Source organism: Hoylesella pleuritidis, from assembly GCF_963541955.1.
Lineage (GTDB): Bacteria > Bacteroidota > Bacteroidia > Bacteroidales > Bacteroidaceae > Prevotella > Prevotella pleuritidis.
This window is the reverse complement of sequence record NZ_CAUTUT010000003.1, coordinates 57,173-78,429: the sequence shown is the minus strand read 5'-3', so window position 1 is coordinate 78,429 and position 21,257 is coordinate 57,173. Positions and strand designations below refer to the sequence as shown.

Here is a 21,257-nt window from a genome sequence, read left to right as displayed (position 1 = left end):
CAATCAGGTACCGATGCGGATAGAACAGCAAAAGGCCGGTAAACTCTCATTCGTGGGAAGAATTAGGCTTCACGCACATTTAGCTATGTGCAAATGGTGTGCTGCTTATGCAAAAAAAGTAGAACAAATAGACCGTCTTCTTACAAAGAAAATACTGGAAGACAAAAAAAAGATACACTTTGAAGATATTGAAATACAGCAGTTTAAGGATAAGATAAGAAAAAAAATATTATCTTAATCTTATCTTTTTGTCAGGATTAAGAGGGATTGTCGACTATAAGAGCGGAAAGTATCTCTAAGGGTTTTCTCTCTGATAGCAAACAACCTCAGAAACTGACAATATGAATATAGGAAAGAATTTATTTTCAGGTAACAAAATATATAAAATAGGGTACGACATTACTCAGTTCGGCACTGCTACCATTCTTTTGTGGATAGGTATATTTAAATTTACACCGACAGAAGCAGCATCCATCAAGCCATTAATCGAATATCACCCTTTGACTTTTTGGGTATATGATGTATTCAGTAAGCAAACTGTTTCTAATTTTATCGGTATAATAGAAATATCGCTTGCAGTTATACTGCTACTGTCTATCAAGTTTCATTTTCTGAAACGATATGCAGGTTTAGGAATCATTTTTACATTTCTGATTACACTCAGTTTCTTGTTCTTCACACCAGGAATGTGGAGAATAAAAGATGGCATACCCATAACTGACTATTTCATCCTCAAAGATTTAGCTTATCTCGGATTCGGATTTATATTGCTCAGCCAAGCAATGACAAGTGATAAAAAAGAAAAAGATACGAAGATACTCTCTTCTTATTAATTTAATAAACAATTGTGTAATACAACTAAAAAACAATGAAAAAGAATCGATTTAGAGCCGCATTGTCGGCAGTAGTGTTAGCAGGATTAGTGTTTACTTCTTGTAGCAAGGATGACGATATGAAGCCTTCTACGGGCAGTATGCGTACCTTGACAGTCGAGAACATCGTTACACCAAAGCTTTTCGTAGAAAGCGGATCTTTCAAAAATATGGGAGAATCTCCCATTATTCAACCCGGACAGAGCGTTAGCTTTAAGTTTAAGGCAGGGAAAGGGCAGGCCTTAATGTTCACTACGATGTATGGAAAATCAAAAGACTGGTTCTTTGCCTCTCAGCAGCCGGGTATCAAATTGTTCAATGCTCAAGGGAAAGCAATGACAGGAGATGTATCCTCACAGGTGAAGTTGTGGGATAACGGAACAAAGAATGATAAGACGGGAGCCAGCGAATCGAATCCCATTATGGAAGTTAAGGGAGTGGATGCTTCAAAACTGCTGAATGTGATGTTATCATATGAAGAACCTACTTCCGAATTTACACTTACCATCAAAAATACTTCTGCTGGTACAGGAAATGAAACGCCTTTCTCTCCGGGTATATGGGCTGTATCAACTTTTGACGGCAATAAACTGCTTGCCGAGAAACCATTCTTCACTCCCGGTGAGAAATCTAATCCTGAAATGACGGATATTGCCCAGATGGGAAAAATCGACAAGCTGAAAATGAAAGTAGAAGCTAATACCGGCATCATTACTGGCATCTCTCCCGTGCTTGTGGTTGTATATCAAGGTGAGAAGAATCCCATTTACGAACTTGGAAAGAATGACCCAGGTATGGGATTGAAGGATTTGGCACAGAAAGGCAATGCAAGCAAATTGCAGGAAAGTCTGAAAAAGATGAAAGGCGTGAAAGGAATCTACATCGCTGGTACGGCTCCTGTCGGCCCTGGTCAAAAGGTAATGACACAATACAAGGCAGGAGACGGAGATAAACTTGCTTTCGTCACAATGTTCGGTTTCTCTAATGATTGGTTCTATGCCAACGAACAAGCTCTTTCAGCTAAATTAAGCGGAGATATCACCAATAAGACTGCACTCTTTGATTCAGGAACTGGAGTAGACCAATATCCCGGAGCAGGCAATAGACAAGCACTTTTCGGTGGAACACCGCAAGCAGAGAATAAACCTATTAGCAAAGTAGGAACTACTTTCCCCGTTCCTCCTGTTAATAAAGTATTAAAAATAACAATTCAATAAAGGATAGTGTTTCTCTGACACAACAGGCAGTGTAAATAGAATTAGAAAGTTCTATTTACACTGCCTTATTATTGTGTTTTACAGCTTATCGACTGTATTAAACAATTACGAAGTACTGAAAGACTACTGGAATTCTACGCATCTCAATCCCCATTTACGAGTACTTCTGTATATACCAAGTCGACGTGCCTTAATACCAAACTGGAATGCACCATAGGTTCCATCTGATAAATAGTAAGGAGTAGAGCTCCAATACATACCTTCTAAGCCCATACCATATCCACTTTCATTTCTGATTCTACCGTCCATATAACCTTCATAGGTAGGCAGGAAGAAATATTTACTTTGATCCTTACCTAATTTAGAAGGAGAATCCTGCCCTACATAAAAATTCTTTGACCATTCAGTTTGGAATTGGTCCAGATGTGGACCATCCGGATTACGGTAATCATATCTTTCCGTACCCAGAGCCGGGTTATTTTTATCTTTCAGACCTATAAAGTGTTCGCGGGAGAAGTTAGCAATATTTTCCTTTTTCAGTAGCCAAGCACCGCCCTTGTACAAATGCTTGAGTATGGTCCATAGCTTATTGGCATCCCAGTGAGGATTGCCTTTCATACAATACCACAACATTTCGTTCACATTGGGGCAGCTTTTTGTCGGCTCATTTACGGCTTTAGTCCCTCCGATGCTTTTCAAGTTGGCCATGCTATGCCAACGCTGATCTGGAAAACTCTTGGGATAGTTCGGGCCCTGTACATCGGGCAGCGCCGGCTGCTCGCTCTCATAATTATACCAATAATCAAACTTGGCATCCCACATATACACCTTACTATCATAAGCCTGCACATTAAGCTTGGAACTGATGTCATAATAGTTGTTCTCATCATATTTTTTTGACTTAAGAGTCTTGGTAATCACACCCTCCACTTTGGTCTGTATATCTTTCACGTGATATTTTATGGTGAGTGTATGGGTGCCGGGAGCTATCACCATAAAAGCGCCATTGGTAGCCAGCGATTTATCGTGGTTATTGAGCTGGAAGCCATATTTATAGTTGCCACCGCCACCCAAGTGGAGCCTGATAGTCTTGGAGTTACCTGATCCTTCAAGTTTATTGGTAGTCGGATCAAGGGTATAAGCCCCTGCAATATTATTGTCGGAAACCACTTCAATCTCCGTGATATAGGTACTCACAAAATCGTGACTCGTAAAGGGCAGGAAACAAAGATAAGCAGCTTTGTGAACAAGCGTGAAGTCGAACCGTTTTTTACCGTCCTTCGTCTCACCAAATCCCATACCGCAGTCGCCGGAAGTGCCGAAATGCTTGTTGCTATTAGGTTCATCCTGCTGCTGATAGTCTTTAATGGTCACTTGATCATTGACACCTTCCTCACCGGGATAGTAGACCATATATTTGTTTTGGGCCTTATAGGTGCCGGGTAACATAAACTTAAAGACGGCCTGCTTGCTTTCCACTACAGCGTTACTGCTTCTATTGAACTGCTTGTTTTCATCTTTCACGTAAACACGATCGTTCTTTTCCCAAAAGAAACGTCCGGTGTTGTAATCCATCGACGTGCGGGTACCGAAATTTCTCGGTTTGTTCGATGCATTGTTGGGTAGACCCGTCGATACAAAAGTGGTCAAACCAACATTTTCCTTATTATCGACAGCTTCCCCGGACTTCTCTGTGTTTTTAGTTATATCGTCGTTTGAGCAGCTTGCCGTAAATACCAATAGAGCCGAAGCTGCGATAAATGCTAAAATATTCTTTTTCATTATCATTGTTTTTCTGTTTCATTTCATTTACTTAATCTTCCCAAAAGGATGATTCATTATCGAAGAATCCTCTTTTTGCTCCGTTTTGATCATCAGTATCCTCTTCGGGAGAACCACCCTTATGTCCGGGATTATGCTGGCCCGGATAAGAGGTTTCTTGCAACAGATTCTCTGTATCAACATTGAAAACTTTGATTTTGGGTTTACAATAAAACCCTTTTTTAACTTGATTTTCTTTCATCGTTATTGAATTTATATAGTGAATATTTATTCTTATTTCCTTTTGTCGGACTTTGAAAAAAAGACATAACAAACGAACAAGGGGAACTCACGATAGCCCTTTGTTTATAAGAATTACAGCACACTTCGCGCGCGCGTAAAAGAAGAAAACTTAAAGAGAAATTAGCGACGATGCGCGTGTGTGTGTGTGTGTGTTAGCAAAATCCTGAATAAACCAAAAGAAATAAGTCAAAAGACACAAAAACACTTTGCTTTCTTTGTATCCCACATATATCTCTATCTATATAAGAAGAGAGATGTTGATATTCCTCCTGTTTTTGAGTGTAAAACATCTTGCTATTATAACTCGCGGCAAAGGTAACTAATAAATTTTAAATACGCAAGTATTTATTGAAAAATCACGAGAAACGTAAATAAAAGACCAAGTGAGAAATTTAATCTTCAAATACACAGAGTATTAATAACATCTAATAAAAAGGTTACAAATCCCCTATCCGAATTTTCACTGAAAAGAGAATTGATTGTTCAAAAGAGGTCAAAAACTAATAGAAAAAGCCGCCAACGAACATCAATTTTATACACATCTTAACTTAAAACAAATATTTTATTCATTTTATCCATATATTTATATCAAATAAGAACTCCGGGACTTCTTGGGCAGAAGTCCCGGAGTTGTAGAAAAGAACTATGGGAGGCGTCATCGTCAAATATAGGTATTGATTTCGACGAATATACCTCCTTTTACATTGAACCTTTACAATACTTTAACCATAAAGATATAATATTCTATAAAACATCACAAATCAAACTTGATTGTTCCACCCGCCATTAGCCATAGCCCCGGCTGTTTGACACCGCCAATATCATAATATCGATGAGCCGTAAGGTTATCGACTTTTACATAAAGATTATACGCAGGTACGTCCCACTGCACCTTACAATCGATTTTCGTATAAGGGTGATAACCGTTCATCCGCTGTTGCCAACGCAGTGCCCAACTTGCCGACAGATGCGACCAAATGCGGTGATCCACAGTCATTGTAATCTTGTGACGCAAATATTCCAGCGCATAGAGCGACTTAAAAATAGGCTGCTCCGTCTTGTGTGTCTGATGAATATAGGCATATCCGGCCTTGATACGGGTAAGAAATGAGCGGGGAAAGAGCTCGGCAACGTACAACATAGCATCGAGCGATGTCCCCATATTATCTAATTGACCGATATTCAGGGCGTGATAGCGTGTAGATGTCGGTGCCTCAAACACCCAGTCTATCATATCCTTTCCTCGGCTATAAAAAGAATTGACCATCGCTTCAAGTCCAGTGGTACGATAGCGGGCACCGAGTTTAAAGGTAGAATTGCGCTCGGGCTTCAAGCTTTTATCTCCCTTTTGCGCTTTATTATCCGTATAAAGATCGGTGTAAGTGGGTATGCGCATCGCTCTATTCCACGAAGCAAAGAGTTTCCAGTGATCATTGGGTCGATAAGCGATATCGATACCGGGCGAAAATCGGAAGCGATGGTCAAGCCCGGTATTGCGATTAGCTAAGAGTCCGGCAGAGAATGTCCAACGATCCAGCACAACATTGTGCTCTAAAAAGAGATTCGTATTGTGCCGTCTACCTTTCCGCGTGTATTGACGGTCGCTGCCGCGAATGTCTCGATACTTATCGGACGAGAGTTCTTCACCATAAGCCGTACTAAGCAGTTGCTCATTGCTGTAATCGATTCCGACTGCCGTCTTCCCCATCGACCACGCCATAGTGGCACCCAGCGTGAGTCCATAAACATTCAGGTGATGGTAATTCTCGCCATTGGCAGCTCCCTCTTTACCGCGAATCAACTGGAAATGGTCCTCAAAATAATTATTACTGCCCCCTGCCGTTATGTCTAATCCTTTGACAAGGTCGTGAAGAGTCAGCGAAGCAGAAGTGATCAGATGGGCCGTTTTCTCGAACTGATTATCAAATCGTGGACTATAAAACGTATTGGCACCATATCTCTGCGTATTCAATCCTACTTGAAGATTAAGCCTAAGCAACTCTGTCTTTCCGAACTGGAAGTTGGTATAAAAACGTCCTTTTTTAAAATCGCTGTGCGGAGTACCCCCATCGGAGCGCACATAACCGCCACTGGCCAAGAGATGATACGCAAGAGGATTGCCCATTTCATAGCCTATCCCCCCGCCAAATGTACCGAACGAACCGCCTTCACCGCTACCCCGAAGCCTTTGACCATCGACATTGCTGCGCGTAACGATATTGATCGCACCGCTAAAAGCCGACGACCCGAAAATTCGGGCTGATGCACCTTCAAGTACTTCGATACGCTCGATATCATCTAAAGCTACGGGAAAATCAGCCGCATTATGGCCTGTTTGAGGATTGCTGATGTTAACACCGTTCAGAAGAATCGTAACCTGATCGTGCGTTCCACCGTTGATCGAGATATCCGTCTGTACACCAAAGCCACCGCGCTGACGGACATCCACGCCCGTGGCTAACTTTAACACATCGTTGATACTCGCTGCCGCTGCACGATGAATATCCTCGCGCGTAATGACAGCCACCATTTTAGCCGACTGCAAGGCAGTCAGCGGCGCTCGCGATCCGGTCACCACCACCTCATCGAGCTTCAACTCTTGTCTGCTCAGGGAGTCTGTAGCCACCAGTGGCTTCACACTCACACCGTCGGCCTTGGCATATGTCAAGGTAGCGATGCTCAGTGTACCCACAAGGACTTCTTTCCCTAAACAGTTGAAGAGCGCATAGCCCTTACGGGAAAAGTGCTTGAATCGGATGATCGAGCGCTTGTTAAAACTGTTTTTTTTCATTACTCGTTTTGTTAAAACGAGTGCAAAGGTAATAAAAATTACTCAATTAGAAAGTCTTTCGGGTTATTTTGCTTTCCTTCAAATGTGCGGAAAACAAGATAGGAGCCGTCACCATACAACGTGAAACTATCCCCGATAGACTCATTGAGTGTTCCCTGCCACAGACTTTGATAGGGAAATGACGGCCATCTCAGACCTTCGCTTCGAAAGTCGGTACAACCGAAATTGAAGATACTCACCTGTTGCTGAAGGAAAGAGTCAAAAATATTCATACCGCTTGCCGGAACAAACCAACCATAATCGGTAACCAAGTTCGGCTGTAAGCCGAATTCACACATATAACGTATCATCAGTACGATGTTTCCCAATGTATGGTCTTCACGTTTCCCTGTGGTTCCCAAATAAACAATACGTTGTATTCCCCGTGCAAGACAATGCCGGGTAGCCTTAGTAAGATCGTTATCATCTTGCTCTCGAATAAGATGTATGATGTTGCAATACCTCCGGATGAAATCAGGCGAAAGCGAATCGCCGTCGCCGACAATGGCATTCGGCATCAGTCCGTGTTCAATGCAGCGCCTGCCTGCACCGTCGCAACAACACAGGTAAGCACTATTATGCAGCAGAGCCGTGGCTACCGGATGCACGGGAAAATCACCGTCACCCAGTATCACAGCCTCAACCTGATTGTTCTCGTCAATCAATGGATAGTTCATTGCGCATCATTCCTTTCCACTTATAATAGCCCAAGACAGCAATAATAACATACAGCGCATAGAGTCCTGCTTTAAACGGTATGCCTTTATAGGCATAAAGAACTGCACTGACCACATCTACTATAATCCAAATGAGCCACTGCTCTAAATATTTTCGGGCCAAAGCCCACAGACCAATGAAACTGAGTGCATTGATAAAGCTATCGGTGATGGGTACGTCGGAATTGGTAAATCGCACCAAAATGAGATAAATAGTAGCCCATGCAATGATAAATATTAGTAATGCAGGCATTATCAGACGATGTTTGAAATGTGTTACAGGCAATTCTTCATCAGCTTTCTGATTGTATTTATGTCCGAAGCGCCACACTGCATAACCGTAGATAGCAGCCAACGTGTAATAAATGGCCATCCCGAAATCAGCATAGAGTCCCACAGACCAAAAGAGCCAGATATCGATGGCAGGCATCACGATGCCCACGAGCCACAGAGCAATATGCGCTCTGTACTCAAGGACAATATAAATGATACCCAATACTGTGCTCAACATATCGAGCCAGTGGGCAGACAGAAAGGTTTCGAGCGTCATCAGAACGTGAATGAAAGATGGGCTAAAACGTGTGTCGGGGCCTGTGCAGAGAATGTTGCCCAAGCCCAACCACCGTCATAAGCCACAATTTTACCATTATCATTCTTAAAATTCATTGAACTACTGCCATTACTTTCATATTTTTCATTAAAAACGTTGTATATGGTCAAACCGACAGTAGCACTTTTCAGACCGCGCAATTTAAACGTATAAGATAGGTCGAGATCGTTAACGAACATTGCATCGAGCATAGCACGTGTATAGGTTTTGCCATCGGTGTTCAAGAATTCCTTATATCCAGAGTTTGTCATATATTGTTCACTGATATATTTCGACATCAAAGCAGCCCGCAATCCTTTATACTCGTAACTCAATACACTACCCACAATCAGATCGGGAGAATAAGAAAGATGTGTCGTTCCCACATTGGCATAACTCAATGTCCAGTCGGGATTGATCACCGTTACCGTGGTATTTTTAGCCCGATTCTTACTCCACGTAGCATTAACATCCCACCGGCAGCCTTCAAAAGGTCTAATACCAGCCATCAGTTCGACACCCATTCGATAAGAATCCTTGATATTGCGGGCTACCATTTCGCCGTTTGAATCTTGCGCACCGGTCAAAACAAATTGGTTATCATAGTCCATATAATAAAGGTTGACACCCGCATTGAAGACAGCCGACTGATATTGATACCCCAATTCCAGGTCATTCAATCGCTCGGGTTGCGGGGTTACCGGATCCTTTTCAGCCAACATATTTTCGAAGTCATTGCGGGTAGGCTCCTTATGAGCAATGGCATAAGAAGCATAAATAGTATGTTCGGGTGCAAAATGATAGGTAAGGCCGAATTTGGGATTGAAAAAGTTATAATGACGGTTCACATTCAGCGGTTTCTGTTGTTTATTGTCGTCAAACTCCTGTGATGTTCCCGTTGTTTTATAAGTGATGTGTCGATATTGCAAATCAACGTAAGCATTGAGACCTTTTACTAATTCATAGTTGAGTTTGCCATAAATGTTGCCATCGGTCTTTTTTGCATTGTTATCGTAATATTTATGATTGGGATTGAGTTTGCCGCTGAATTGTCGCACCCAAATCACATTTCCGTAATGATCCCCGTCATATTTATTCCATCCTCCTCCAATATTGAGACTCAGACCACTGTGATTATCATAGTTGACTGATGCAACAGCACCATAGAAGTCATTCTTCATTTTCTTTTGACGAACTAAGTCCGACTTCGCTCCAAGTGCCGAAGTTAGTAAATATTTATACAACTTCTGCCCTTCCTTATATTGTTCATAATAACCGAAGCCGTGCGTATAATGCAACGCAGTATTAAGAGTCCAATCGCGGCCGAGTGTCTGATTCAAAATCAATTGATAATGCTGCTGATGATAATTATCCGTTTGATTATCGTAAAAAGTTGTATTCCCGTCAGCATCCGTATATTTCCCACAAGGATTATAAGTACGGCCATATTTTTCCATAGCAGCTTTCGACGCATAGTCCCACGCGTGATAAGTTTTCTCAGTACCGTTAAATGTGACGAACTTTACCACGGTATTATCTGCAAAGTAGCCCCCTTGCAGGAAATAAGAGTTCAACTTGACCGACGCACGATCAATGTATCCGTCGCTTCCAATATTCGACAGTCGTCCTTGAAAGCCCCAGTGACCGCCTAATAAGCCCGTAGAAAAACGAAAAGTCTCCTTATGCGTACCGTAACTACCTGCTGACAAATCAATGCTTCCATACGGATGCAGTCCGATATTATCCGTTTGCAGATTAATCGAAGCCCCGAATGCCCCCGCACCGTTAGTCGATGTACCTACACCCCGCTGTATCTGAACCGATTCGAGACTTGAAGCGAAGTCGCCGATATTGACCCAATAGACGGCTGAACTCTCGGCATCGTTCATCGGAATACCGTTAGCCGTAATGTTGATGCGCGTCGGATCGGTACCCCGTATATGTATACCGGTATAACCGAATCCCGTACCCGCATCCGACGACATTGTGACAGAAGGAGTAAAATTGAGCAACGAAGGAAGATCTTTGCCGTAATTCAACGTTTTCAATTGGCGCTTCGATAAATCCGAGAACGCCACCGGTGTCTTCCGAGTGGCTCGTGTAGATACCACTTGTACGTTTTGCAATTGATAACTCTTAGTTGTGTCAATCCGTTCTTGCAAGGGATTGGCTGCCGCTGTTGCAACAGTCATCGTAAACGTTGCCAACAGAGAAAGGCTCTTTTTCATCAATAATTAATTTGAATAATACACAAAAAGGGGTACTTTTTATGTTTCCTTTTCCCTACGCCGGCATTACCCGGATCAGGTCAGAGGGTCTAATCTCAGCCCAACGTTATGAGGGCACCCCTTAACTCACAGTCTGTAAGTCGTGTGCAAAGGTAAAGGGTTTTCCCGAAACAGCGAAAAGAAACACCGTTTATTTTGATTTCATACACCAGGTTAAGAGCTTTTCTCAATATAACTTCTTGTGAACAGATACACAGATCCACCTCTAAAAATTCTTAGAAAACAATCATTCAAAATGATTTCTACTCTCAGCTGTCAATCAACAACTGACGAATATATTTGTCGTCCAGTATCCTAATGCATAAGAATGAATATTATTTTACCCGTTGTTTATACCGTCTCATTTCTGATTTCCATACTCCCAACAGATAATTTTATTCGATATATTTGCCAAGGACAGATAAAAGTCGTAACTTAGCACACCGAAACAGCGATTGCAAGATTACATTCAATGATACGAATCTATCGATTTATAGCGGCAAGTTTAGGCTTTTGGGTATACTTTCGCCCCAAGTCAAAGATCTTTTTTCGTGTAAGAATCCATGTCTCGCAGTGAATGAGCATGTCAGTGACCTACTCCGACAAATGATTTTAGAAGAGATGCAAATCAACAGTTCGTCAGATAATATTTATTTACGTACCATTATAACAATCAAATAACAAAATGAGAAAGACCATTTTAAGCATTATTGCATTCGTCTTGCTGCCGCCGGCAATGTCGGCACGCAACTATACGCAGTTCGTCGACCCCTATATCGGTACCGGCGGACACGGACACGTGTTCTTGGGAGCCAACGTTCCCTTTGGACTTGTGCAAGTAGGACCCACCGAAATGACACGAGGCTGGGACTGGTGTTCAGGTTATCATTACAGCGATTCAATCTTAATAGGATTCGGACAAATGCATCTCAGCGGCACAGGAATCGGTGATCTCGGCGACATAGCATTGCTCCCAACATTAGATAATCGCCAACGGTCAGCCCGTTTCTCGCATTTAGCCGAGCGGGTAAGGCCCGGTTATTACTCGCTGATGCTCGATGGTTCGGGTATCCACGTAGAATTGACCGCCACACAGCGTGTAGGCTTTCATCGATATAGCTTCCCCGCCGACACCAAAACAGGTAGAATCATCCTCAATCTTAAACAAGGCATAGGTTGGGACAAGATGACCAGCGCCGGGTTTAAGCAGGAAAGCCCCACTGTCGTGACCGGTTTCAGGCACTCATCAGGCTGGGCCAAGAACCAACAAGTATATTTTGCAGCTGTCTTTTCACGCCCTGTTATACTCGAAAAACAAGAGAACGACAGTGTCGGAATCTTCTCCTTCACCAATCATAACGAGCCCGTGATGGTGAAAGTAGGTATCTCTGCCGTTAGTACTGACAATGCTTTGAAAAATGTCGAAGCCGAAATTCCGGGATGGGATTTCAACGGAGCGGTAGCCGCAGCCAACAAAGCGTGGAACGACGAACTTGGAAAGATCGATATACAAACCGACAATGAGCGCGCACGTCGTATCTTTTATACTTGTCTCTATCATACAATGTTCGCCCCATCCATATTCAATGACGTGAACGGTGACTATCGAGGAGCAGACGGGACGGTGCATCACGGCGACTTCGTAAACTATACTACTTTCTCTCTTTGGGACACTTATCGGGCTGCTCATCCGCTTTCCACACTCATTCATCCCACCAGACAACGCGACATTGCAGCTACGATGCTTAACATTTGTGCTCAACAGGGTAAACTACCTGTGTGGCACTTGATGGGGAATGAGACCGACTGTATGGTCGGGAACCCCGGAATCCCCGTGTTGGCAGACATAGCTCTCAAAGGCTATAACGTAGACAAAGAAGCTGTTTACAAGGCTTTAAGACAGTCGGCAATGTGCGACGACCGTGGTTTGAACCTCTTGAAAAAATACGGCTACATCCCGACCGACCTCGATTCTACTTACGAGACCGTAGCCAAAGGATTAGAATACGCGTTGGCCGATGCCTGCGTGGCTCGCTTAGCCAAACAATTGGGCAAGACAGAAGATTACAAATACTTCCTCAAACGCAGTCTGTCTTATCGCGACCATTACTTCGACAAACGCACGGGATTTATGCGAGGCGTTACATCTAAGGGCCGATTCCGCGAGCCTTTCGATGCTTTCAAATCCATCCACAGACAAGATGACTATACAGAAGGCAATGCCTGGCAATACGCTTGGCTCGTTCCGCACGACGTTCACGGCTTGGTGAAATGTTTCGGAAGCGAAAAACGCTTTGCTGCCAAGCTCGACTCGTTGTTTATTGTAGACGGAGATGCAGGAGAAGAAGCTTCTCCCGATATTTCAGGACTTATCGGACAGTACGCTCACGGCAACGAACCGAGCCACCATATCATATATATGTACGATTACATTGGCCAGCCTTGGAAAGCTGCTTCCAAGCTACGTTATGTGATGAACAATCTTTATCGCGACTCCATCGACGGTCTTTGCGGCAACGAAGATGTCGGACAGATGTCAGCATGGTATATTCTTTCCGCTTTGGGCTTATATCAAGTGGAGCCCGCCGGTGGTAAATACGTATTCGGCTCGCCGTTGTTCAAAGAGGCAGCGGTTAATGTTGGTAATGGAAAAACGTTCAGAATCATTGCCAGGAACAATAACGAGCAAAACATCTACATCCAAAACGCCAAGCTGAACGGCAAGACTTATACCAAGTCTTATATCTACTTCCAAGACCTGAAACGCGGAGGCACGTTGGAGTTCGTAATGGGTCCACACCCGTCTAAGTTCGGAACGGCAGTCAAAGATCGTCCTTAAAACTCACAAATCACGATGATCCAAATCAATAAACAAATTCTGGCAAACTCGGTTTTGTTATTACTGAGCCTACCGATGACAGCTCAAACCCAGAAGGAATACGGAAAGGCGTATATCGAAGCGATTGCAGACAACACACATATCTATGTCTCCAAGCGCCCGAAACCGCAAGATCGGCTCTTCCGATCAGCCATAATTGACAAGAAGATAGCCGAAGTGAAACGACTGTTGAAGAGCAATCCATATCTTGCTTGGATGTTTGAAAACTGCTTTCCGAACACGCTCGAAACCACCGTTCACTATCGACAGGTGAACGGCGAAGATGATACCTTTGTCTATACAGGCGACATTCACGCAATGTGGCTGCGCGATTCGGGGGCCCAAGTATGGCCTTATGTGCGGTTTGCCAATCAAGATACCAAGCTGAAACGTATGCTTCGCGGTGTCATTCTGCGCCAATTCAAACTCATCAATATTGATCCTTACGCCAATGCTTTCAATGACGGGCCCACCGGAGAAGGTGCACAGACTGACGAAACGAAGATGTGTAAAGATGTTTTCGAACGTAAATACGAAATCGACTCGCTGTGTTATCCCATCAGACTGGCTTATGAATATTGGCAGATAACGGGCGATGCATCTATCTTCGGAGCTGAATGGAAAGAGGCAATAGCGCATATCCTACGCGTATTCCGCGAACAACAACGCAAAAGTGGGCACGGTTCTTACAAATTTCTGCGTGTAACCGATCGTGCACTCGACACGCTTCCGTGGGGTGGCTGGGGTGCTCCTGCCAAACCGGTAGGACTGATTGCTTCTGCATTTCGCCCTTCCGACGACGCAACAACATTGCCGTTTCTCATTCCGTCCAACTTTATGGCTGTCTCAGCAATGCGTAAAGCGGCTGCAATTCTCAGCCAAGTAAACGGCGACCAAGCTTCGGCCAATAGTTGCCAAGCATTAGCAGACGAAGTAGAAACAGCTCTCCACAAATATGCCGTATACAATCACCCCAAATATGGCCGTATTTACGCCTATGAGGTGGATGGGTTCGGTAATCAACTGTTGATGGACGATGCCAACGTTCCCAGTCTTTTAAGTCTTGGTTATCTCGGAGATGTCGACCCTAATGATCCAATTTATCAGAATACTCGCCGTTTCGTGTGGAGCGAAGACAATCCCTGGTTCTTCCGAGGTAAGGCCGGCGAGGGTATCGGCGGTCCGCATATCGGACACGATATGCCGTGGCCGATGAGTATTATGATGAAAGCTTTCACTGCAAAAGACGATGATGAGATCCGCTATTGCATCCGAATGCTGACATCAACAGATGCTCGTACGGGTGTCATTCACGAATCTTTCAACAAAGATAACGCGTCTATTTACACTCGTCCGTGGTTTGCTTGGCAGAACACTTTATTCGGAGAACTCATCCTCAAACTGATAGATGAAGGCAAAACAGAGCTTTTGAACAAGTAACTTTTCTGATTGTAAGCGGACGGCAGACAATTAATCATTTTGGAAATAGGATTCAGACGAATGGATAAAGAGACACAGGTAGAAAAGCAAAGGATTTTACTTATAGGGGGTAATCAATACATCGCTCCGTAATTAAGGAATAAAACGTAAATCCAAAAGAACATAATTAAAATGGGATTTGTATGTGCTTGATTTTAGCTACATACAAATCCCTTTTCAATTTACGGTTAAATACTGTACAACTAATAGTAAAACACTGGCTGAAAAGCCAGTAAACGGTGCACAATTAATTGTCAATCAGAAGATGATTAATGGTTAGTCGGAAGATAATTAACAGTTAATTATGAGATGAAAGACTATTAATCGCAAAGCGAAAGGTCGTCTTTCTGTTCTTAGGAAAATGCTTTTCACTTTTCATTCACATTTTAGATGTTTTTTATCATCTTATTTTCTCTTAGCTTTTTACCTATTTTAGGGTCAAGATCATACACACTTTGAGGTATAATATCACCTATCGATACAAAAAAACTCGCTTCAAACAAATCTTGAAACGAGTTCTTTTTCTTATCGAATTCTGTCTGCTGCTCTGACAAGCCGCTCATCATTCAGTATCTCCCTACGTGCCATCCAATATAAAATGACGGAAATCAATGGGAGACAAACTGTGAGCGATGGTTTGAATGTACCCAGATCAATCGATGGATTCAACCAACGATAAGCAGAATAGATATACCACGCTACATTAAGGATAATACACCATACACAGATTTGAGCCTGGAGTGGTCGATTTTTATAAAAAAAGATAGCTGCGACAGCTAACGGACACGATAACAACAACAATGTGAACTGCGGCCAATTATTATTAAAACTGAATGTTCCATTGCCGTCTTTCATTCCCAAGTTATAAACAACCGGACTAACACCCATTCCTTTCAACTCGATGACTCCCAATGGGAGACATAAACATACGATGGTGAGTATCAATGCAATCAGCAGAAAAACGGTCTGCTTACGCTGTATCATTATGCCTGATTTTCCTTAGACGGATCACGCCAATAAACATTTCCGTCAATAAATTCCTGTGTTGCCAACAGTGCTGGTTTAGGCAGTTTCTCGTAATAACGTGAGATTTCGATCTGCTCTCTATTCTCAAAGACCTCTTCCAAAGAGTCGTTATATGAAGCAAATTCTGCCAATTTCTTATTCAAATCCTGCTTAATCTCAGCGGCAATTTGGTTTGCACGCTTAGAGATAATGGCCACGCTCTCATAGATGTTACCCGTCTCTTCACACAGATCCATAATGTTCCGAGTGGTCGTATTGACCGGGGCTTTCGATTTTCTATAATCCATAAATACCTATATTGATTTTATTCTTTCTACTGTTAATTCTTAGTCACTTTTTTACATCTGGCTATATATCGCTCAGCTGTACCTTTCTCTTTTGAGTCGGGAAACTCATTCAGAAAACCATAACATTCGTCTTCAGCATCCTGATAGCGCTCGATTCGTTTCTCTTCAACGCTTTGCTGAGCCAGTTCAAATTTACTTTTCATTACGAGTACGGAAAAATCTTCACGTAAATTGCTATAAGGATAATCTTTTAAAGCATTCTGTGCCGTGACGATGCACGCTGTATAGTTGTTTTCTCCACGCGAACAATTGCCAAAATAAGAACCTAAATTATAGTAAAGTTGTGCTGAATATAACTCTTTGCGAACAAGTTTGTCTTGTAATTTAAAGAGTCGCTTCTGCGCCAAGGGCTTCAATTCGGCATCGGGAAACAAGTCTAAATACTCTTGAAAAGCTGAAATCGCCGATACGGTTAATGACTGATCCAATCGGGCTTCTGGCGTACTCATAAACAAGCTCTGCCCGACATAGAACTGGGCATTCTCTGCATAGTAGCCTTTCGGATAACTCTGATAATATTTCTTGAATGTTTCTGCCGCTCCCTCATAGTCTTTGCTGCAATATTCAGCCATTGCCAGCATATAGAGACTTTCCTGCGCATTCTCTGTTCCTTTTTCAATTGTCACGAGTTCTTGCAGTAAAGTAATGGCACGTGTGTATTTACCGGCAACAAAACACTCCTTAGCATATTCGTATTTATATTGGTAATTATCCGTCTTATACACTCGATTAAACTCATTTGCACAACCAGAAAAGAGCAGCAGAGCAGCTACGACAGGAACAATTGCTTTCTTCATATTCAGTACTTTAATGTGCAAAATTACACAATAATCCCCAATTGACAAACAGATAATTTGCTTTTTTCGTTAAATTATCATTTCTCTCATCGCCTATTGACCGTAGAGCATATAAAAAATGTCTCAATTCTACTTGTAATTAAGGAGAATCGAGACTTCATTTCACAAAACAATCCGTTATGAATTCAATTTATTTTTACCCCATTTGATAGATCGGATAGGATTAATTATTGACAGTTCCGCCCACAATATCAAGCAATTCGTTAGTAATAGCCTGCTGACGACTTTTGTTAAACTGCAAATTGAGTTCACGCAGAAGCTCGTCAGCATTGTCGGTAGCCGTTTGCATTGCCACCATCCGAGCCGCGTGTTCACTCGCATTACTGTCGAGCAGAGCTGTGTAGAACATCAGATGAAGCTGTTTAGGGATAAGTGTATTAAGCACTGTTGTGAGATCGGGCTCGACAATGAAATCATCATTGAGTGGATTGGCTTCTATCACTTTACGCTCTTCATTCCGCTGCTTCTTGCGCAAATACTCCTGGGCACGAGCGGTAGTGATATTCGAGGAGAGATCTCGCTCATCATCATACTCCAACTCGGTGGAAAGATCAATGGGCAAAAACGTTTTACGGGTAAGAATCTGCGCCCCGGCACTCTTGAAATGATGGTAAATCATCTCCACTTTATCAAATTCTCCGTCTAAGAATTTCAACGCAATATCGTGCGCAATATCCTGACATTGGCTCACATTAGGCTTGTCTGCTAATTCGATAAAGCTACCTGCCATAGGCAATCCTAACTTCGTAACCCGCTCCTCCACCTTACGTCCAATGGGATAGACGACGATTTCCTCTACGCCTTGCTGCCGATAGTCGTCAATTGTCTGTTGCATCAGTCGCAGAATATTGGCATTGAAGCCGCCGCACAGACTGCTATTAGAGGCGTAAACGACGAGAGCCAAACGCCGAATCGTCTTTCGCTCCGTCTCGAACGGCGTTCCTGTGTCGGGTGTAGACACAAGAAATGATTTGAGAATATGCTCTAACAAATCTTCATATGGCAACATATTCTCGATCATTTGCTGTGCCTTGTGCAGTTTACTCGACGCCACCATTTTCATCGCACTCGTTATTTTACGGGTGCTGTTGACACTGGCAATACGCGTCTTGATTTCTTTCAGTGACGGCATAAGCAGTTAAGATTTATACTGTCCGGTAATATCGGCCATTACACGTTCAATCGTTTGCGTTGCATCGTCTGTAAGTTGACCAGCTGCCAAAGTGTCTATGACATCGGGATGGACCGTTCGTATCTTGTCGAGAAATGAGTCTTGACATTGGCGTACACTGTCAATGGGGACATCGCGAAACAGGCCATGCATACCGCAATACAAAATAGCGATTTGCTCTCCAACAGGCATCGGACTGTATTGAGGCTGAATCAGCAGCTGGTTATTCTTTCTTCCACGGTCGAGCGTCATTGCTGTTACGGCATCCATATCACTTGAAAACTTTGAGAACGACTCTAATTCGCGATATTGTGCCTGGTCGATCTTCAAGGTTCCGGCCACCTTTTTCATACTCTTAATCTGTGCACTACCGCCCACACGAGACACGGAAATTCCCACATTAATAGCCGGACGAAATCCCTGATTGAACAAATCGCTCTCCAAATAGATCTGCCCGTCGGTAATGGAAATCACATTCGTGGGGATATATGCAGATACATCGCCGGCTTGGGTCTCAATAATCGGAAGTGCAGTGAGCGACCCTCCGCCCCTAACATGTCCTTTCATACACTCTGGCAGATCGTTCATCTGCTCGGCAACTTCCTGCTGTTCGTTGATCTTTGCAGCCCGTTCGAGTAGTCGACTGTGTAGATAGAAGACATCACCTGGATAAGCTTCGCGTCCGGAAGGCCGCCTAAGAATTAGTGAAACCTCGCGATATGCAACGGCTTGTTTGGATAAATCGTCATAAACAACAAGTGCAGAGTAGCCTCGATCACGAAAATACTCACCGATAGCAGCGCCTGCAAATGGTGCATAATATTGCATCGCAGCCGGATCTGCGGCCGTAGCACTGATGATTATCGTGTAAGGCAGCGCACCATATTCTTTAAGTGTCTGTACCAAAGCAGCCACAGTAGAAGCTTTCTGACCAATAGCTACATAGATACAATATACCGGTTGACCGGCTTCATAGAAACTTTTTTGATTAATGATGGCATCAACGGCAATAGCCGTTTTACCCGTTTGCCTATCGCCGATAATCAATTCACGCTGTCCTCTACCGATAGGAATCATTGAATCGACAGCTTTCAGGCCTGTCTGTAATGGTTCTTTCACCGGTTGACGATAGATAACGCCTGGCGCTTTACGGTCAAGTGGCATCTCAAATGCCCCGGTCAAATCGATGTCTCCATTACCATCAATAGCTTCTCCAAGGGGATTGATAACGCGTCCCAACATATTGTCATTCACAAGAATAGATGCGATGCGGTGCGTGCGTTTGACAGTCTGTCCTTCTTTGATACCGGCAGTCGGACCGAGAAGAATACAACCGACATTATCTTCTTCAAGATTCATCACGATGGCCATCGTTCCGTTCTCGAACTCCAACAACTCATTGGCCTCAGCATTACGGAGACCGTAAATGCGTGCAACGCCATCACCGATAGTGAGAACAGTACCCACCTCATCGAACTTCTCGCTTGCACTGATGTCTTGTAGCTGTTGCAAGAGAATTTCAGATACTTCGCTTGGTTTGATTTTATCTGACATTGATCGTTATTCTTTATTTTCTTAAATCTATTTTCTTAGTTGAGTGAGGATGGTATTCAGCTTAGACTTTACGCTGGCATCCATTCGATAGGTGTCATATTCAAGGACAAACCCACCGATTAGGTCAGGATCAACCTCTGTTTTGAACTCTACCTCCCCCTGAGTTCTATTCTTCACCATCTGTTGCAACTTCTGCTCAATAGCTGGAGTAACAACAGTGGCGGTAATAAGTTTACCACTAGTGATGTTCTTCTGCCTTCTATAAAGCGTAATGTAGGATACAGCAATGAATTGCAGAACTTTCTCTCTGCCCTCTCGAAGAACCAAATCCAAGAATTTACGGGTGATAGGCGAGATAGATTCACCACACGCTGCCACAAGTAAATCTCGTTTTTTGTCCTTTGAGAGCATAGGATTATCTATCGTAAATCTTAGTTCGGAGATCGTGAGAAAACTGTTCAGAAGTATCTGCATCTCTTGATATACCTTGCTTTCGATCCGTTTTGCGATGGCACCTTTCAGCAAAGCACGGGCATATCTGACTGATATTACACCTATATCCATACGCTTCAATTCATCTTTTGATCAACAGAAACCTCATCCAACAGTTTATTAATCATAGCCATCTGCCTATCATCGCCAGAAAGTTTCTCACGGAGAACTTTCTCGGCAATCTGTACGGACAGCTCTGCCACTTGTGAACGAATATCACGAATAGCGTTCTGCTTCTCTGCTTCGATAGCTGTCTTAGCCTCGGAAAGCAGTCGCTCCCCCTCATCGCGTGCCTTTGCTTGTGCCTGTTCCACAATGGCTATGCGACTGTCTGCAGCTTCTTTCAGTATTTGGGCTTGTTTTTCGCGAGCTTCTTGCAAGATTACCTCGCCCTCCTTTTGGATATTGACAAGCCTCTCATTAGCCTCGTGGGCCTTATGGAGACTATCGTCTATGAATGCCTTGCGGTCGTTCACCATCTTGATGATAGCGGGGAAACCCCACTTCCACAAGATTCCGAGAACGACAATAAAGACAATCGCCATCCAAAACAATAGTCCAAAATCCGGTGTTATTAATGACATAAGCTGTTAGTTACTTCTGTTTCAAGTATAACACACGTTGAATTTATACGAACAAAGCCAACAATGCAATGATTGCAGCAAAGAAAGCGACACCCTCAACCAATGCAGCTGCGATGATCATAGACGATCTCAGATCGCCGATTTTCTCAGGTTGGCGAGCCATTGCATCCATTGCATTGCCACCAATACGCCCAATTCCGATACCTGCTCCTACGGCTGCAATTCCTCCGCCGATAGCAGCGCCTAACTTTGCAACAGCATCTGCTGCCAATAATAATGATAACATAGTGTTTAAATTTTAATTATTAATAATC

19 protein-coding genes and 1 riboswitch are annotated in these 21,257 nt (G+C 43.2%); of the genes, 5 read left to right on the top strand and 14 right to left on the bottom strand.

What is annotated here, in order from left to right; all coding sequences use genetic code 11:
- The first annotated feature begins 13 nt into the window (after positions 1-13).
- The 3 genes from RWY97_RS01830 (at position 14) to RWY97_RS01820 (ending at position 2,089) form a co-directional block, all read left to right on the top strand.
- Positions 14-238 carry a hypothetical protein gene (locus tag RWY97_RS01830; protein WP_231371346.1) on the top strand — a complete coding sequence of 75 codons (225 nt, stop codon included), beginning with the start codon at positions 14-16 and terminating at the stop codon, positions 236-238.
- 103 nt (positions 239-341) lie between these two features.
- Positions 342-833: a DUF417 family protein gene (locus tag RWY97_RS01825; protein WP_315565180.1), complete on the top strand. Its 492-nt coding sequence runs from the start codon at positions 342-344 to the stop codon at positions 831-833.
- A gap of 35 nt (positions 834-868) precedes the next feature.
- Positions 869-2,089, top strand: a complete 1,221-nt coding sequence (locus RWY97_RS01820) for a spondin domain-containing protein (RefSeq protein WP_021584394.1) — start codon at positions 869-871, stop codon at positions 2,087-2,089.
- Positions 2,090-2,212: 123 nt separating this feature from the next.
- On the opposite strand, the gene RWY97_RS01815 is transcribed toward RWY97_RS01820, so the two are convergent.
- The 6 genes from RWY97_RS01815 to RWY97_RS01790 form a co-directional block, all read right to left on the bottom strand.
- Positions 2,213-3,871 (bottom strand): hypothetical protein, encoded by a 1,659-nt coding sequence (locus RWY97_RS01815; protein WP_315565179.1) that lies wholly within the window; start codon positions 3,869-3,871, stop codon positions 2,213-2,215.
- 31 nt (positions 3,872-3,902) lie between these two features.
- The gene (locus RWY97_RS01810) at positions 3,903-4,112 is read right to left on the bottom strand and encodes a hypothetical protein (RefSeq protein WP_024991227.1); all 210 of its coding nucleotides are present in this window, start codon (positions 4,110-4,112) and stop codon (positions 3,903-3,905) included.
- Between the two features lie 795 nt (positions 4,113-4,907).
- A complete protein-coding gene (locus RWY97_RS01805) occupies positions 4,908-6,944 on the bottom strand; it encodes a TonB-dependent receptor plug domain-containing protein (RefSeq protein ID WP_315565178.1) in 2,037 nt (678 codons plus the stop codon).
- Positions 6,945-6,982: 38 nt separating this feature from the next.
- Complete coding sequence (locus RWY97_RS01800) at positions 6,983-7,660, bottom strand: thiamine diphosphokinase (protein ID WP_314080555.1); 678 nt, start codon at positions 7,658-7,660, stop codon at positions 6,983-6,985.
- The gene (gene pnuC, locus RWY97_RS01795; protein ID WP_021583705.1) at positions 7,641-8,249 is read right to left on the bottom strand and encodes a nicotinamide riboside transporter PnuC; all 609 of its coding nucleotides are present in this window, start codon (positions 8,247-8,249) and stop codon (positions 7,641-7,643) included. The genes RWY97_RS01800 and pnuC overlap by 20 nt, the downstream gene beginning before the upstream one ends.
- Positions 8,249-10,516 carry a TonB-dependent receptor gene (locus tag RWY97_RS01790; protein WP_315565175.1) on the bottom strand — a complete coding sequence of 756 codons (2,268 nt, stop codon included), beginning with the start codon at positions 10,514-10,516 and terminating at the stop codon, positions 8,249-8,251. Before RWY97_RS01790 ends, pnuC begins: the two co-directional genes overlap by 1 nt.
- A gap of 35 nt (positions 10,517-10,551) precedes the next feature.
- A riboswitch (TPP riboswitch) is annotated at positions 10,552-10,648 on the bottom strand.
- Positions 10,649-11,240: 592 nt separating this feature from the next.
- On the opposite strand from RWY97_RS01790, the gene RWY97_RS01785 reads away from it, so the two are divergent.
- Positions 11,241-13,394 (top strand): GH92 family glycosyl hydrolase, encoded by a 2,154-nt coding sequence (locus tag RWY97_RS01785; RefSeq protein WP_315565174.1) that lies wholly within the window; start codon positions 11,241-11,243, stop codon positions 13,392-13,394.
- Between the two features lie 75 nt (positions 13,395-13,469).
- Positions 13,470-14,873, top strand: a complete 1,404-nt coding sequence (locus tag RWY97_RS01780; protein WP_315565172.1) for a glycoside hydrolase family 125 protein — start codon at positions 13,470-13,472, stop codon at positions 14,871-14,873.
- 564 nt (positions 14,874-15,437) lie between these two features.
- On the opposite strand, the gene RWY97_RS01775 is transcribed toward RWY97_RS01780, so the two are convergent.
- The 8 genes from RWY97_RS01775 to atpE all read right to left on the bottom strand — a co-directional run bounded on the left by RWY97_RS01775 (position 15,438) and on the right by atpE (position 21,229).
- On the bottom strand, positions 15,438-15,896 hold the full coding sequence (locus RWY97_RS01775; protein WP_315565171.1) for a DUF4293 domain-containing protein: 459 nt from the start codon (positions 15,894-15,896) through the stop codon (positions 15,438-15,440).
- Positions 15,896-16,225 carry a DNA-directed RNA polymerase subunit omega gene (locus RWY97_RS01770; RefSeq protein WP_021583703.1) on the bottom strand — a complete coding sequence of 110 codons (330 nt, stop codon included), beginning with the start codon at positions 16,223-16,225 and terminating at the stop codon, positions 15,896-15,898. The genes RWY97_RS01775 and RWY97_RS01770 overlap by 1 nt, the downstream gene beginning before the upstream one ends.
- 32 nt (positions 16,226-16,257) lie before the next feature.
- Complete coding sequence (locus RWY97_RS01765; protein ID WP_021583664.1) at positions 16,258-17,082, bottom strand: outer membrane protein assembly factor BamD; 825 nt, start codon at positions 17,080-17,082, stop codon at positions 16,258-16,260.
- 223 nt (positions 17,083-17,305) lie between these two features.
- A complete protein-coding gene (locus RWY97_RS01760; protein ID WP_021583731.1) occupies positions 17,306-18,274 on the bottom strand; it encodes a F0F1 ATP synthase subunit gamma in 969 nt (322 codons plus the stop codon).
- 6 nt (positions 18,275-18,280) lie between these two features.
- A complete protein-coding gene (atpA, locus tag RWY97_RS01755) occupies positions 18,281-19,867 on the bottom strand; it encodes a F0F1 ATP synthase subunit alpha (RefSeq protein WP_273178207.1) in 1,587 nt (528 codons plus the stop codon).
- A 27-nt stretch (positions 19,868-19,894) separates the two neighbouring features.
- Complete coding sequence (locus RWY97_RS01750) at positions 19,895-20,431, bottom strand: F0F1 ATP synthase subunit delta (protein WP_315565168.1); 537 nt, start codon at positions 20,429-20,431, stop codon at positions 19,895-19,897.
- Positions 20,432-20,436: 5 nt separating this feature from the next.
- Positions 20,437-20,943 carry a F0F1 ATP synthase subunit B gene (gene atpF, locus RWY97_RS01745; RefSeq protein WP_315565167.1) on the bottom strand — a complete coding sequence of 169 codons (507 nt, stop codon included), beginning with the start codon at positions 20,941-20,943 and terminating at the stop codon, positions 20,437-20,439.
- 43 nt (positions 20,944-20,986) lie between these two features.
- Positions 20,987-21,229 (bottom strand): ATP synthase F0 subunit C, encoded by a 243-nt coding sequence (atpE, locus tag RWY97_RS01740; RefSeq protein ID WP_021583671.1) that lies wholly within the window; start codon positions 21,227-21,229, stop codon positions 20,987-20,989.
- Between the last annotated feature and the right edge of the window lie 28 nt (positions 21,230-21,257).